The organism is Candidatus Poribacteria bacterium (assembly GCA_026706025.1).
Lineage (GTDB): Bacteria > Poribacteria > WGA-4E > WGA-4E > WGA-3G > WGA-3G.
The window spans coordinates 90,687-105,348 of record JAPOZO010000043.1 but is presented as its reverse complement, the minus strand read 5'-3'; the positions used below and the strand labels follow the sequence as shown (position 1 = coordinate 105,348).

The window sequence follows — 14,662 nt, the reverse complement described above, 5'->3', positions numbered from 1 at the left end:
CTGCAATCGCCGATTCCGTTTCTGCTTCAGGAAGTCCTTCGTGATTAAAGAGGTGGATAGCCAACATCGTCTGGGCAAACTCCCATTTCTGGCGCGCCTGCCGACGCGCAATAGCGATAATCCCACGATTCGGAATCAACACGAAAACCAACCCGAAAATGAGGAGCGTCGTCGTCGCAATCGCGCCTGCAATAGAGACATCAAACAGAGAGGCGAGCCAATAGCCACTGACAGCATTCACGCTACCGATAATCGCGCTGAGGATAAGCATACGCGAGAGTCTATCTGTCATGAGATAAGCGGTAGCAGGCGGTCCGGCGATGAGAGCAACGACTAAAATCGAACCGACCGCGTCAAACGCACCGACTGTGGTTATTGATACCAACGTCATCAATCCGTAGTGGATAAGGGCCGGGGCAAATCCCAGTGTAGCGGCTAAACTCGCGTCAAACGTCGCCAACTTCAATTCTTTGTAAAATAGGAGGATAAAGACAAGGTTCAATACAAGAATCGCGCCCATCACATATAGGGAAACAGGGCCGAGATCGTATCCGAAAGCCTTCAGTTCGTTGAGCGGTGCATACGCGAGTTCACCGAGCAGAACGGCATCCATATCCAAGTGAACATTCCCCGCAAACCGGGAGATCAAGATCACACCGACGCTGAAAAGAGCCGGGAATGTCAACCCGATCGCGGCATCCTCTTTTACCAGTTTTGTCCGTTGTAGCAGTTCAACGAGAAAGACGGTGAGGACCCCCATTCCCGCAGCAGCAAGAATCAGAAGTGGCGATGATAGGCTCTCCGTGAGAAAAAAGGCGAGTACGATACCCGGAAGGATTGCGTGGCTAATCGCGTCGCTCATCAAGGTCATCCGCCGTAGCACCAAAAATGCACCGGGCAAGGCGCACGCTACCGCCGTGACAATCGCAATGAGTTGGATATCAAAATGACCTTGGAACATGCGCTGTATACGCTCCCCTACTGCGGTTATTTCAATAACCTATCTGCTGCCGTTTTCAGACCGCGCTTGTTGCGTTGATGCCGTATCCGGCCCCATACAAGTCCACGATTCGGGGCAAAAGCGATTGAGAATCCCACCACAACCGTTGCACATAGCACAATCGTCGGACCTGTGGGGATGCGAGACGCTGTACTACTAATGATAGTCCCGCTTACACCCGCGAGTGCTCCAAAGCATCCAGCGAGAAACACCATCAGACGGAGTCGGTTTGTCCACTGTCTCGCGGCAACTGCCGGGGCCACAAGCATCGCGCTCATTAGCACCGCGCCAACCGCCTGTAATCCAAGAACAATCGCTATGACAAGAAGGCTCGTCAGCAAAATATCAAGTGTACGGGTTGGGAGTCCGATAGATGCAGCGAAACCTTCATCGAAAACAAGCAGTTTCAACTCTTTCCAAAAAACTAACATAATCATGAGTGCAACGCCACCGAGTATAGCGATTGTTAGGACATCGCGCTCCAGAATTGTCGCGGCTTGTCCAAAGAGGAACGTATCTAACCCCGCCTGATTCGCATTGCCGGTGCGCTGGATAAGCGTGTGTAGCACCAACCCAAAACCGAAAAACGTAGATAGCACGAGACCGAGCGCGCTATCGTATTTGATACGTGTGAGTCGCACAATACTCAAAATGAGGAGTGTGCCTAACCACCCTGCAATCGCTGCACCGAGTACCAGAATCAGCGGTGCCTTGCTACCTGTGAGTAAAAAAGCGATTGCGATGCCGGGCAACGCCGCATGCGAAATCGCATCGCCGAGGAGGCTTTGTCTACGCAAAACAGCATAAGTACCAAGCGCACCACTCACAGTACCGAGTAACGCTGCGCCGATGGCAACAACCATGAGGGTATAATCAAGGTGGGTTAGAACGCTTAAATTTTCCATTTTTTATGAGTCATCAGTTATCGGTTCAGAGGCGTATTGTGGTCTTTACAGATAAAAGCACTGCCACAAAATGTTAATCGAAGACTGAGAACTGACGACTGATGACTGCTATTTCATGAACGCGATGCGTCCACCGTAAGTCTCGCGTAAATTGTCTGATGTGAACGTTTCCTCAACGGGCCCACTGGCAATACGGCGAATATTCAATAGCATCACCCAGTCGAAATAATCGGTTACTGTCTGCAGGTCGTGATGGACTACAACGACTGTTTTACCATTCGCTCGGAGTTCCTGCAGGAGTGTCACAATTGCCCGCTCCGTGGTGGCATCTACACCTTGGAAGGGTTCATCCATCAAATAGACGGTAGCATCTTGAACGAGTGCGCGTGCAAGAAAAACGCGTTGCTGTTGTCCACCGGAGAGTTGGCTGATTTGGCGGGTGGTATATGCCTCCATACCGACCTTCTCAAGTGCTTGCATCGCCAGTTCGCGTTCGTTCTTTCCCGGTCGCCGGACCCATCCGAGTGCACCGTAACGTCCCATCATAACAACATCCAAAACGTTTGTCGGAAAATCCCAATCCACGCTGCCCCGTTGCGGGACATAACCGACGATCCGCCGTTGTGCCTCATAAGGTTTGTCGTAAATCAAGACATTGCCTGCCGCAGGACGTACCAACCCTAAAATTGCCTTAATCAACGTCGTTTTACCGGCACCGTTCGGACCGACGATTGACAAAAGCACCCCAGGGGGCACATCAAGGTCGATATCCCACAAGACAGGTTTATCCTGATAGGCGACCGTCAGATCGGTTACCTCAATGGCTTTCGGTTCGGACGCTTGCATGCCTAATTCTCCGCTGTAGAAGAGGTTTGGGTCCCCGATTCTCGGGTCAGCGCGCTCACAATTGTATCAATATTATGGCGAACCATACCGATATAGGTGCCTTCAGGTGTTCCGTCGTTACCCATCGCATCAGAAAAAAGTTCTCCACCAATTTCGACATCAAACCCTTTTGATTTCACAGCGGCCCTCACTGCTTCAAGACTCCTTGAAGAGACAGATGATTCCACAAAAATTGCCGGAATACGCCGTTCTGCGATAAAAGTAGCCAATTCTTGCACATCGGCGATGCCTGCCTCCGTCGCGGTGCTAATCCCTTGTAATCCGCGAACCTCAAACCCATAAGCCTTTCCGAAGTAGTTAAACGCGTCGTGTGCTGTCACAAGCACCCGCTGCTGAGGTGGTACACGTTCCGTTTCGGATTTTACGTACTTGTGCAGTTCCGCGAGTTTTGCGAGATAGCGTTCAGCATTGCTCCAGTACATGACTGTACCATCGGGATCAAATTCACTCAGAACATCGCGAACCTTTCCCACGACTTTCATCCAAAGTGTTACATCGAACCACAAATGCGGGTCATATTGTCCCTCAAATTCCGGTGGTGTTAATAGTAGACTTTGGTCAACAGCACCTGTTAGAGCAACGGTCTTGGTATCTCCTGACATCTTGGCGAGAATATCACTCATTTTCGATTCAAGATGCAGCCCGTTGTAAAAAATGAGGTTTGCTGAATCGAGTTTCTCAACATCACCGGCACTTGCCTTATAAAGATGCGGATCTACACCAGGTCCCATCAAGCCTACGACTTCAACCCGATCTCCACCAACGTTTTTGGTAATATCGGTAATCATCCCTATTGTCGTGACGATGCGAAACTTTGTCCCTACAGAAGCATCAGGCGGTGCTTTTGGATCACATCCAGTACTTGTGGCAAGTATAACTATTAAACATAATGCTATATATATTCTGTACATAATTTTAATTCCCAAAGAAAAAGTGTTCTAATAATTCGCCGACGAGGTAGCCAACGCCGGCAACACCGAGTCCTACAATAAACATATCGATGCCACTCCGAAACAGCCCGCGTCCTGTGAAGAAACTCCGTGCGGCACCGACGGCAAAGTGTGACATCATGGCAAGTGTGAACGAGATCCAAATAGCGAGCATACCCTCAGTAAATAGGAACGGCGCGACAGGAATGAAAGCACCGATAGCAGTCGCGAGCCCTGTAATCCATCCCTCTTTGATCGGTGTCGCATAGACCTCCCCGATTTTAAGTTCAGTTTGGATTTTCTCCGCCAGTGCTCTCTCTGGATCCTCCATTACCTCCTGGGCGAGTTCGCGCGCCTGTTCTTTTGGAAGACCGCGCGCTTCGTAGATGAGGGCGAGTTCATCTTCCTCAATGTCGGGCATGAGGCGAATTTCCTCTCTTTCAACCTCGATTTCGTGTTCATAGACCTCTTGTTCACTCTTCGCCGCAAGGTACCCGGAAGCACCCATAGAGAGCGAGTCCGCGACCGTTCCGACGATACCTGTCACAAGGATTGTCGAGATATCCGATGTCGCAGCAATAACGCCAGCAACTAACCCGAAATTCGCCGTTAAACCGTCGTTAAACCCATAAACAATATTGCCGACCATGCCTCCAGATTCGGTTTTGTGCCAAGGTTCACCAATCGTTCCGGTAAGTTCCTGCAAACTCTCTGTATGTTGCGCGGATTCCTTGGCTAAAATAAGCGCCGTTTCCCTGGCATCTGCGAGTGTGCTGTTTCTATGAAGCGTTAGATAGTCTTTGACTTCACTCGCTTCCTCCCCCAGCATCTGCGAGAGCGGAAACGCATTCCCAAATCGGCGAGCATACCACGCCATCAACCGTGCTTTCAATGTTGGCTGTTGCCTTTTGATTTTTACGTCGTATGCCGTCAGCATCTCCTGCCAACGGACTACATGTTGATTTTCTACCTCCGCAAGCTCGCTTAATATCTCTTTTCGCTTGTCATCTGATTCAAGGCTCGCGAAAACGCCATAAAGGAAACTGGCATCGATTTCATCTTGCAAATGGTGTTTCCACACCTTAATCGTTTTAGCATCAGGTCGAGTCCGGTCTTGTTGTTCCATTTTTCGATTCCTTTCAGCGATAATATACGCGCTTTCAAAGCGCGCCTATACATTATCTGGATCTTGCACCTGATCCACGAAAATATGTTTCGCAACTTCACGTCCAATAACCACCTGTTGTCCCGCAATATCAATAGTAAATGGACCTTCAAAGGGGGCAACCTCAATCACCCGAAACGCCGTACCCGGATAAAGGTTAAAGCTTCCGAGATGTCGGAGCAACGCCGAATCGTTGTCACTCACTTCAGCAACGACACAACTTTGTCCGTTCTGCAGGTCTGTCATCGGAATGGATGCTGTCTGTGTCACAACACCGTTTTTATCCGGTATCGGCGCACCATGCGGGTCGGCAGTCGGATAACCGAGAAACTCGTCCATCCGTGCCTCTACGTCTTCCGAAATGACGTGCTCCAATTTTTCGGCTTCCTCGTGAACGCCATCCCATGGAACGCCGAGGGCTTTGAATAGGTAAAGTTCCAATAAGCGATGATGCCTGATGATTTCAAGCGCAATTGCTTTTCCGGCAGCCGTTAGCGTCACACCTCTATAGCGTTCATAACGCACCAGTTTCATCGTCTTCAATTTTTTGATCATCCCGGTAGCGGAAGCGGGTTTCACTTCAAGGTATTCTGCTAAAATGCCAGTCGAAACCTTACCGCCTTTCTCTTGTAACTTGTAAATCGACTTGAGATAATCCTCTGCAGCATGTGTAAGCATGGGTCTTTCCAATCCGCACCTGACCTACGCAAAGCATATCGTCATCACGATGCGGTTATATGTAGGTGTCCTACCTACTTAGTTTTAGGCACTATGTGCCATAATTATTAGAAATGCCAAGAAATTAATTTAGGCATGCCTAAATTATATATTATGCAAAGAAAATTGTCAATAAAAAATTATTTTCACTCATGATCCCCGGTCTGGTAAGTATCAATTTAGAGATACTGAACAGGATTATGGAATCCGTTCAACCTGGGGGAAATCCGCAGAAACACCCTATAAAAGACCCCAAGCAAAAACACCTACGATGTTAACTATTTAGGGGTTTTTCGGTCATCGGCGGAATGGTCATGGGTTAGACTTTGTGGCGGTAACAAGAACAGGAACCGCCACAGGAACCTCTTTAACTGACAACTGATAACTGACAACTATTAAAACTCGTTGAATACTTTTACAGGTCGCCCTGATTCAATAGATTCCCACGCCGCTACACCGACAGCGATAGACTTTGCACCATCAATGACGTTCGGAGACGGTTCTAAATCCTCTTCAAGACACTGCTGAAAATGTCGCATGTATCGGATAACCGTTTGTCCGTGTCCGTAAACGCTTGTGTCTATCTCAGGAGGACAGGTCACTTCAAAGGGTTCTCTGGTGGCCATTTTATCGAGCATCAACTTGACGTGTCCCTCTTTGTTGTCCGTAAAGTCCCCAATTACCGTCCCTTTACTTCCGAAAATGGAGATCTGCTGCATCGGCATCGGCGGGTGGACGATATCGTAAAGCCCCATCGCTCTCGCAATCTGCCCGCTCTTAAACTTCAGGTTGAGAAAGAAATTATTCTTTATAGGGTATTCTGGTGTGAGTAAGCCTTTCGTCCCATAGGCGTGCACCTCATCTACATCACCGAGGAGACAGCGCAATAGGTCAACAGGATGCACAATACCGCCGAACATCAAATCTTGCGGTTCATGGAGCCGCCACGGCGTGAAATCATAGACTTCGCGCATGTCGTGGACATAATAGGCATCTGCTAACATAATCTCGCCTAAATCGCCATCGTCAAGGAACTGTTTCATTGTCAAAAACTGAAGGTCAAACCGCATTGATTGCCCCACAAGGAATTTAGTCTTGTGTTCGCGCACCAGATCCACCAGTTGCTGTGCATCTGCTAATTGGGTCACCATCGGTTTCGTGCAGATGACATGTTTCCCGGCTTCAATCGCAGCGACGCAGTGTTCGGCATGCAAGTGGTCGGGAGAATAGATCGCGACAACAGAAATATCGTCACGCTCCACTAATTCTCGATAATCCGTTGTCCAGAAATCCACGCCAATTTGGTTAGCGTAGTTCTCAAGCACATCTGCCCGCTTCGCACAGATACCGCGGAGTTCATATTTCAAGTCCGGTACATCTTTTAACAGGGTCGCAGTTGAACCCATATTCGTGGGATTCATCCCAATAACGCCTAATCCTATTGCCATTTCATGTCTCCTCTCTGAATCAGTTGACGTGCTGCCATTCTATCATAATTCACTTTTACTGGCAAATAGGAGATTATTTTCGTATATTCGCGTCAAGTTCTTTCGCCTTTTTGAAATCCGCCTTCGCTTCTCTTTTTTCCCCAAGCAACATCTTCGCGACAGCACGATTGTAGTAGGCTCTGGCAAAATCTGACTTATGGCTGACGGTTTTATCGAAATCATCAATCGCCTGAACGTAATCATCAAGAGCAGCCTTCGCAACACCGCGCGTGTGGTAGCCGTAAGGATTCTCCATATCAAATTTGATAGCCGAATCACAATCAGTTATTGCTGCTTCGTATAGGCTGCGAGCATCTTCCATATTCCCTTTATCAGATTCAAAATCCGCCAAGCAAATTCTCGTATATCCCCGAATGATATAGGCATAAGTATCATACCGGTCATAATCAGTCGCTTTATCAAAGTCTTCAATCGCCGCGTAATAGGACTGCTGTGCTTCTGTCGTATGTCCTTGGTTGGTTTCAGAAATGCCCAGGGCGACCTTCACCGCTCCACGCTCCGCGTATGACGGAAACTTTGGGTGGATACCAATGGCTTTATCAAAGTCTTCAATCGCTGCACGATAGTACTGTTGCGCTTCTGCTACGTGATCCCTGATAAATTCAGAATGACCAAAGAGTGTTTTCGCAGAGCCGCGCTTGGCATACGCGGAAGTATCCTCCGGGTTAATGCCGATGGCTTTATCGAGGTCTTCAATCGCTGCACGATAGTACCGTTGCGCTACGCCTGGGGCATCTTTGTCAAATTTAGCCTGCCCAAGGAGGGCTTTCGCGTACCCACGAATTTCATACTGCATGTGTATTCCTGGGGATGTTGGGTTTAAGGCAATAAATTTATCAACTGCCCCTATCGCACTGGCATAGTCAGCAGCATAGAATTTATCGGATGCCTCACCGAGGTAGGTAAAGGCACGTACGGGGTCCCTTTTCTGCCATTGTGCTAAAGGTTCTGCAGGTCCGAACTGTTTTAGGAGCCCTTTGAGGGCATTTGACTCAATGATATAACCGACAGGGCCGCTACCAGCCACATTAATTCCAATGACTTCTCCCATGGTATTCAGCACAGGCCCACCGCTGTTCCCTGGAAAGATGTCGGGTGTCACCCGAAGCCACACACTGCCAAGCCGCCCCGAAAGGACAGTGTTCTCCATGATATTGAATCTATCAGCAGGATAACCTATATAGCCTGTACAGAAAACAGTCTCACCGTGTCTAACTGCATCGCTGTTGCCGATAACAAATGGGACACCGGTGCCAGATATTTGTAGAATGACGAGATCGTTTTTGGTATCAAATGCTGTGACACCTTGAATTGTACAGTCCCCGTTATCGGTTCTCACGTGTAACGACGCAAGATCAGCAGTTGCAACAACATGAACGTTCGTGGCAATCTTGTCATCTGCCACGAAAAAGCCACTACTAATCATCGTTGAATCCCCTTTTCCGTAAACCACACGAACCGTAGAGGCTTTGACTTTTTCTGTATCTAAACCTTCGGCTGTAACGAGAGGTTTCCCCGGTCCTTCTGGAGTGCCGCGCGGCACAGCATATACTGGGTGCAATTCAATACGCTGCGGTGTTTGCGCGCATGAAAGAATTACGCCTAAAGTGAGAAAACTAAATAAAAATCTGCTGATATGTTTCACAATTGTTCCTTTCGATAGTTAGGATTTTAGTCGAAAATTCAGAGGTTGCCGATTGTTCCCTAATGTCATATTAGTTGCAAATCGGCTTAGTTTTCTTGACAAAATGCGAAAATACCATTTGATCTGAAAACCGCTTGCTTTCTGTGCCAATTTGATGTAACATTGTTAATAGAAATACCTATGGTGGGAGAACAATGACACAAACTGAAACCGAAGATGTCGCAAGTTTTGAAACCCTACAGAGGCCCGAATTAGAAAAGGGATATAAATGGATTTTTGAACTCGGGGCAGCCGGTCTCGTTTTTTTCTATATCTATAGCGCAGGCTTCGGCAGTGCCAGTGAGCAGTATCATCTCGGTCTTTACCTCCTTCTGACCTTCGCGCTCATCGGTATCCTCTACCGATTTCGGAAAAACTCCATAGTATCCCGACCCTCTATACTTGATTTTCTACTCATCGCAGGCAGCATTTTTACAATCGGTTATTGGATTGTGGAATATCCGAACCTCGCCAATCGGGCGGGTAATTATAACCAACTCGATATTTTTGTCGGGGCGGTTGCGATTATCATCAGTTTCGATGTGAGTCGTCGGACAGTCGGTTGGGCTTTACCAATCATTGCTATTGTCGGTATCTTATATGCACTTTTTGGGAGAGCTATGCCGGATGCCATCGCCCACAAAGGTTTTCCACTCCGCCGGATCATCGAATACTGCTTTTTCAGTCAAGCCGGTGTCTTCGGTATCATGGCAAACGTGATGGCGACGTATGTGATTCTTTTTATTTTTTTCGGGGCATTTCTGGAGAAATCTGGGGTCGGACAATTCTTTATTAATCTACCCATGGCTATAGCAGGGCGTTCGACAGGCGGTGCCGCGAAAGTTTCAGTGATGACATCGGGCTTTTTCGGTTCTGTAGCAGGCAGTGCCATCGCAAACACTGTCGCCACTGGCACATTCACCATACCGTTGATGAAACGGACAGGGTTCCGTCCACACGTCGCCGGAGCAGTTGAGGCTTCTGCCTCCGTAGGTGGACAATTCTTACCACCTGTGATGGGTGCCGGTGCCTTCCTAATGGCAGAACGGACGGGCTTGCCGTACAGCCAAATCGCACTTTTATCCATTGTACCAGCAATTCTCTATTTCTTATCCGTCTGGGTGATGGTGCATTGTGAAGCAAAAAAGCAGGGACTTGAACGGATACCAGCCGCAGAAACCCCGAAATTCATACCGCTCCTTAAAAGCGGGTGGTACTATCTACTCCCGTTAGTGACTCTCGTTGGCATCTTGATCGCTGGTTACACCGCCTATAAAGCAGCGTTTTTCTCTATTCTCGTCACGATTGCGGTGAGTTATTTCCGTCCAGAGACACGGCTAACGCCGAAACGTATCTGGGAAGCCATGGTAAGTGGGGCAAAAAACTCACTCGCTATTGGGGGGGCTGTTGGGACCATCGGCATCATTGTCGCTGTTATTGATTTGACGGGGTTAGGACGGATATTTCCGGATTTAGTCCTGTCGGTTGCTGGTGATAACAGGGCTATTGCTATCCTGCTTCTCGCTGCTGCCTCTTTAGTACTCGGAATGGGAATTCCAGTCACCGCCGCTTACCTGATTACCTCCGAACTCGCCGTGCCGATTCTGACAACACCTGAGATGGGTATCCCGATCATCGCTGCGCATCTGATTATCTTCTGGCTCAGCCAAGATTCCAATATCACACCGCCAGTCGCATTAGGGGCTTATGCGGGGGCTGCGATTGCGCGGGCTGATCCGTGGAAGACGGGCTGGGCATGCTTCAAGTTCGCGAAGCTCCTCTACATCATGCCGCTGTTGTTTGCGTACACGCACATCCTATTTACAGAAGGCACACCCGAGCAATATGTACTATCTGTGGTGACGGCTATCGTCGGGACTATTATTTTCTCAATCGTGACGATGGGGTACTTTGTGCGTAAGACACATTGGTATGAGTGGATACTGCTCGCGCTTGCTGCGTTTCTTGCATACATCTATAACATCTGGACGTTCATTGTTGCGATAGTTTTGGTCATCATCGTCTACATCATCCAGAAACGATCAGAAACATAACGGGCATTTTTCATGGGGTATTGACAATCTCTTGGAGGCGTTGGAGGAGTGCTTCGGCGGCTCGTTGAGACTGACGTAAGTTGAACTGTGCCACCGCTGCTTCCGCGCGGAATGTGTTCCCGCGGTAGTAGCGTAAGAAAACGGCACCTACCCACAAGACAGCGTCTGTATAGTGTCCATCTAACACTGCATCAACAGCGAGGAAGCCGAATGCACCGTTTAGAAAGAGCGCATTTAACCCATCGCGCCAATCGCCTGTGTAAGCGTGCCCCGCACCGGGAAGGATTTTAGACAATACTCTCGCAACTTTGACAGATTTCTGTGGTACATTCATAGCAGAGTCAAAGAGTACGCCAAGTTTTTCATCAGTGGTATAGTCTTGTAGAACGCTACGCGCCTCTTCCCATCGAAATTGATAAATATAGGCAACCGCCTGCAAGAAAAGGGTGCGTCTGTGAAGTTGGGCGGGTGGGTTTCGCAGCGTCACCTTAATCAATTCTAACTGCGCGAGATCGTAGTTCTTTGTGGCAATTAGCGTCACAGCGAGTTCTAATTGATATTCCGATTTTATCTCGCTATCTGCAGCGAGATACGTCGCGGTCCGTAGAGCGGTAACTGCTTCCGTCCATAAACCTTGCGTCCTATAGGTGAGTCCGATGTTGTAATAGACCTCACCGACACGCGGATCATCTGGATGGAAAAAGAGGAAACGTTTGTATTCGGTGATAGCAGCATCGTGGTTACCCTGCGCGGCGAGATGTCTACCGAGGGATAACGGGAGTTCTTCTGCGATTGTGGTGAAACTACTGAAAAGCAAAGAAACACCGATTAACAAGAACAGGATAGTGTTGTTTAAAACCTTGGTCACTCAGAACAGTCCTCCAAAAAGGTGAGGCTCACAAGTTGTACCAGCAGAAATGAAGTTTTTCAAAGAGGGTTTTCGGTAAATTCCAGAACAAATGCAGCACTCTTTGAATGCCAGACGAGTTCACCGACGGCGTTTTGACTCTCAAAATCCGCCGCACGGCTTTTGCCTTAGAGACCCGCGCCGGCTACTGTGAGGGTGTTTTCCAGAGGTAAAGCGTGCCATCGGAACTTTCACTCACAAACGTCTTGCCATCGGGAGAAAAGCGAAGCCTTGTGACCGTAACGGGGTGTTCCTTGTGTTCGGTAATGCGTTCTGCCTTCTCTACGTCCCAAGTCTCTGTGTCATAGAGATACACATTGCCGCCCGACCCGCCCGTGGCAAGCATGCGCCCATCGGGGGAATACGCAAGCCCCCAGATGCGCTGGTGTGCTGCACTGATTTTTGTTGTCTCCCGGGTGATCCGCACGCCGCCGATTTTGGTGATGAGTTTTGCGGTCTTTGCGTCGTAGAGATGAACCGAGCCATCAGAACTTCCACAGGCAATCGTCTTACCATCGGGAGAATACGCAAGACTTCTGGGGGGATTGAGGGTACGTTCGCGGAGCTGTGCGATTTCTTGACCGTTTTGGGTATCATAGACCGCAATACTGCCGTTCGTCCTTCCACAGACAAGCGTCTTACCATCGGGAGAATATACAAAACTCCAGACGGGTCGGAGTCGCTCGGACAGCTGCGCAATAAAGGGGTTCGCGGTATCGGCTGCCTCTTCGGTGAAATTTTGCGCTAAACAGATCATCAGGATTGAGAACATCAAGAGTGTAACGAATATTTTATACAACATGAGGATATCTCCTTCAGGAAAGTCAATAAATTACCCTCCTAATTTAACAGAACAAAAACAACCGTTAAGTTCTCTCCTCATGTCTGAGACTTCCAGTTTTTACCAATGACTCTAACCTGTTAAGCTTTTGATTTATCTCATCAAGTATGGCGTTGTTGAGATTTTGTTCGGGCTTTTCGGTTTCTCCGGTAATAGTCTTTCGTAGGTCACGGAGTTCATCTAAAATCATTTGTTCTATGCTGGAGAGTTGATTAATGTCAAGCACTTTTCACCTCATCAAAAACCTTAGTTAATATAAAATAAAATTCTTAGCAATTTCACTCATACATATTTAGAGTTATTGCTCATAATTAACCGTTGAAAAACACAAACGGTTTTTCATTCAATCCCTTTTTTGTCAGGCTCCAGTTGTGTGAGAAGCCATTTCGCACACCACGCATGACCGTCTACCAGATCGTCGTTTGCGGTATTATCGGGTTTTGTGCCAGCGGCTTTTTCTTCGAGAGGATCGTCGGTTGTGGGATCGCGGAAGGATTTATCCGGTCTTGCACCAGCGGCTTTTTCTTTTAGGGCGGCGCGTTCTGCGTCTGTGAGTTTAACAACCTCCGCCACGGGTGCCTGTGCGATGCCCTGTATCGCCCAAATATAGATACAATGGTATGGATACTGATTCTCCCACATAAACGGTTCTTCGGTGCTATAGTCGGGCCCCTCCCAACCGTAGGTGCTTCCCAGGGTCAGCAACTTCTTACGCAACACCGGGATCGCCGTCTCAAGGCGTAAATACACCGACATTTGAATCGCAAGCGTTGAGCCCCCTCGTATTTCCGTATTGATAGCATCCGAGAGCTGGTGTCGGTGCACCTGCAACCATGCGAGTTGTTTGAGACTGAAAACATCGTGTAGCGGTGTCAAAATAAAATCTGCTGTGACATCAGCCATCTGCTCAACGAGGTCTGACCGAAACGGTATCTGTGGCGGCGGCTCTTGCCGCGGTTGACACCCCATGAAACAAACGACACTGAAAAACAAAACAAGCCACTTCATTTTCTGATGCCCCCTATTCTTTGCCAAACATTGACAGCAGGATTGCCTCGGTGGCTGCGTTATATTATCTCCCGCTACTGCTTTTCGGCGTAAACATCATCAGAGATCATAACGTTTACCTTGTTAAGATGTAATGTTGTCTATAGTATATACCTTCGCGGTTGATTTGTCAAATGCATATCCACGAACCTTTTTTACCCTTACATGTCTAAAATGTATAACAAACCCAGATGTTGCATGTCGCCTCTGAGTGAATATGCATCCACGAGAAAAGAAAGAGAATTCTGACCATGAAAACAAACACACCTGACCAACCGGAAACCTTTGTTAACACACGCATGAAATCACTCTTCGTCGCACAAGACAAGAAACCTGCAACTTTAAGAAAAATCAATCTGGCACGCCTCACACCATTCCAACGAGGGTTACTGGTTATGGACGGGACGGTTACGCGATTTATTGAAGCGTATACGTTCGCACCGGTGAAGGTTGTGCTGCTACAGCAAAAGAAACAGATACTCTCCACTGAACATCCTTGGCTTCAACTACCTGCCGGTGAAGAAGTTATCTCACGACAGGTAATACTCCAAACCCCCGTACAAAAGAAATTAGCTCCGATAATTCATACCTATGCAGACTCGCTAATTGTATCGAAACGTCTGCCAAGATCCATTTTGGATGGCTTGGAATCCAATACACAAGGGTTAGGGACGCTTTTGCAGCACAGCGGTTTAGAAACTCGGCGTGAACTGCTCTGGTGTGGTATTGAGACTTTAATCGATTTACCACCTGCTATCGCACACCTTGAGGGTGACTCCTTTATCAGTCGTACCTACTTGGTGCTCACGAATCAAGAACCGCTCATACTGATTAATGAGAAATTCCCATTTGAATAGTTATGAATAGCAGCCATCAGTTAAAAAAGTAAATTCGGTAGGATTTACACATTCTATCTTAAAGTCCCTTGATAAGGGGATTTAGGGGGTTAAATATAACTTCTGCTCAATATGCGTAAGCCTTGAGTATAACAAAAACTTG

13 protein-coding genes are annotated in these 14,662 nt (G+C 48.0%); 2 read left to right on the top strand and 11 right to left on the bottom strand.

Annotated features, from left to right (window positions below; translation table 11 throughout):
- From OXH00_09525 to OXH00_09490, 8 genes are all read right to left on the bottom strand, one after another.
- The coding region (locus tag OXH00_09525) for a metal ABC transporter permease (protein MCY3741246.1) at nt 1-961 on the bottom strand (961 nt) is incomplete at its 3' end.
- 26 nt (nt 962-987) lie between these two features.
- Nucleotides 988-1,905 (bottom strand): metal ABC transporter permease, encoded by a 918-nt coding sequence (locus tag OXH00_09520; GenBank protein MCY3741245.1) that lies wholly within the window; start codon nt 1,903-1,905, stop codon nt 988-990.
- 108 nt (nt 1,906-2,013) lie between these two features.
- Nucleotides 2,014-2,751 (bottom strand): metal ABC transporter ATP-binding protein, encoded by a 738-nt coding sequence (locus tag OXH00_09515; protein ID MCY3741244.1) that lies wholly within the window; start codon nt 2,749-2,751, stop codon nt 2,014-2,016.
- 2 nt (nt 2,752-2,753) lie between these two features.
- Nucleotides 2,754-3,722: a zinc ABC transporter substrate-binding protein gene (locus tag OXH00_09510; protein MCY3741243.1), complete on the bottom strand. Its 969-nt coding sequence runs from the start codon at nt 3,720-3,722 to the stop codon at nt 2,754-2,756.
- Between the two features lie 4 nt (nt 3,723-3,726).
- The gene (locus OXH00_09505) at nt 3,727-4,866 is read right to left on the bottom strand and encodes a VIT1/CCC1 transporter family protein (protein MCY3741242.1); all 1,140 of its coding nucleotides are present in this window, start codon (nt 4,864-4,866) and stop codon (nt 3,727-3,729) included.
- Between the two features lie 45 nt (nt 4,867-4,911).
- Nucleotides 4,912-5,583 (bottom strand): metal-dependent transcriptional regulator, encoded by a 672-nt coding sequence (locus OXH00_09500; GenBank protein MCY3741241.1) that lies wholly within the window; start codon nt 5,581-5,583, stop codon nt 4,912-4,914.
- Between the two features lie 434 nt (nt 5,584-6,017).
- Nucleotides 6,018-7,070, bottom strand: coding sequence for a Gfo/Idh/MocA family oxidoreductase (locus OXH00_09495; protein ID MCY3741240.1), 1,053 nt, complete (start codon nt 7,068-7,070; stop codon nt 6,018-6,020).
- 73 nt (nt 7,071-7,143) lie between these two features.
- The gene (locus tag OXH00_09490) at nt 7,144-8,775 is read right to left on the bottom strand and encodes a tetratricopeptide repeat-containing serine protease family protein (GenBank protein ID MCY3741239.1); all 1,632 of its coding nucleotides are present in this window, start codon (nt 8,773-8,775) and stop codon (nt 7,144-7,146) included.
- Nucleotides 8,776-8,969: 194 nt separating this feature from the next.
- Here OXH00_09490 and OXH00_09485 point away from each other — a divergent pair, with 194 nt between their 5' ends.
- A complete protein-coding gene (locus tag OXH00_09485) occupies nt 8,970-10,868 on the top strand; it encodes a TRAP transporter fused permease subunit (GenBank protein ID MCY3741238.1) in 1,899 nt (632 codons plus the stop codon).
- A gap of 10 nt (nt 10,869-10,878) precedes the next feature.
- Here the strand turns inward: OXH00_09485 and OXH00_09480 are convergent, their stop codons facing one another.
- The 3 genes from OXH00_09480 to OXH00_09470 all read right to left on the bottom strand — a co-directional run bounded on the left by OXH00_09480 (nt 10,879) and on the right by OXH00_09470 (nt 13,624).
- The gene (locus OXH00_09480) at nt 10,879-11,736 is read right to left on the bottom strand and encodes a tetratricopeptide repeat protein (protein ID MCY3741237.1); all 858 of its coding nucleotides are present in this window, start codon (nt 11,734-11,736) and stop codon (nt 10,879-10,881) included.
- Nucleotides 11,737-11,920: 184 nt separating this feature from the next.
- Entirely contained in the window at nt 11,921-12,577 is a 657-nt protein-coding gene (locus OXH00_09475; protein ID MCY3741236.1) for a hypothetical protein, read from the bottom strand.
- 378 nt (nt 12,578-12,955) lie between these two features.
- Nucleotides 12,956-13,624 carry a hypothetical protein gene (locus tag OXH00_09470; protein MCY3741235.1) on the bottom strand — a complete coding sequence of 223 codons (669 nt, stop codon included), beginning with the start codon at nt 13,622-13,624 and terminating at the stop codon, nt 12,956-12,958.
- 290 nt (nt 13,625-13,914) lie between these two features.
- Between OXH00_09470 and OXH00_09465 the strand changes: the two genes are divergently transcribed.
- Nucleotides 13,915-14,520, top strand: coding sequence for a chorismate pyruvate-lyase family protein (locus OXH00_09465; GenBank protein ID MCY3741234.1), 606 nt, complete (start codon nt 13,915-13,917; stop codon nt 14,518-14,520).
- The last annotated feature ends 142 nt before the right edge of the window (nt 14,521-14,662 follow it).

What these genes read in the sequence shown, in the direction of transcription:
- OXH00_09520 (MCY3741245.1), bottom strand. Translation starts at nt 1,905, where the DNA reads ATGGAAAATTTAAGCGTTCTAACCCACCTTGATTATACCCTCATGGTT.
- OXH00_09515 (MCY3741244.1), bottom strand. Translation starts at nt 2,751, where the DNA reads ATGCAAGCGTCCGAACCGAAAGCCATTGAGGTAACCGATCTGACGGTC.
- OXH00_09510 (MCY3741243.1), bottom strand. Translation starts at nt 3,722, where the DNA reads ATGTACAGAATATATATAGCATTATGTTTAATAGTTATACTTGCCACA.
- OXH00_09505 (MCY3741242.1), bottom strand. Translation starts at nt 4,866, where the DNA reads ATGGAACAACAAGACCGGACTCGACCTGATGCTAAAACGATTAAGGTG.
- OXH00_09500 (MCY3741241.1), bottom strand. Translation starts at nt 5,583, where the DNA reads ATGCTTACACATGCTGCAGAGGATTATCTCAAGTCGATTTACAAGTTA.
- OXH00_09495 (MCY3741240.1), bottom strand. Translation starts at nt 7,070, where the DNA reads ATGGCAATAGGATTAGGCGTTATTGGGATGAATCCCACGAATATGGGT.
- OXH00_09485 (MCY3741238.1), top strand. Translation starts at nt 8,970, where the DNA reads ATGACACAAACTGAAACCGAAGATGTCGCAAGTTTTGAAACCCTACAG.
- OXH00_09475 (MCY3741236.1), bottom strand. Translation starts at nt 12,577, where the DNA reads ATGTTGTATAAAATATTCGTTACACTCTTGATGTTCTCAATCCTGATG.
- OXH00_09470 (MCY3741235.1), bottom strand. Translation starts at nt 13,624, where the DNA reads ATGAAGTGGCTTGTTTTGTTTTTCAGTGTCGTTTGTTTCATGGGGTGT.
- OXH00_09465 (MCY3741234.1), top strand. Translation starts at nt 13,915, where the DNA reads ATGAAAACAAACACACCTGACCAACCGGAAACCTTTGTTAACACACGC.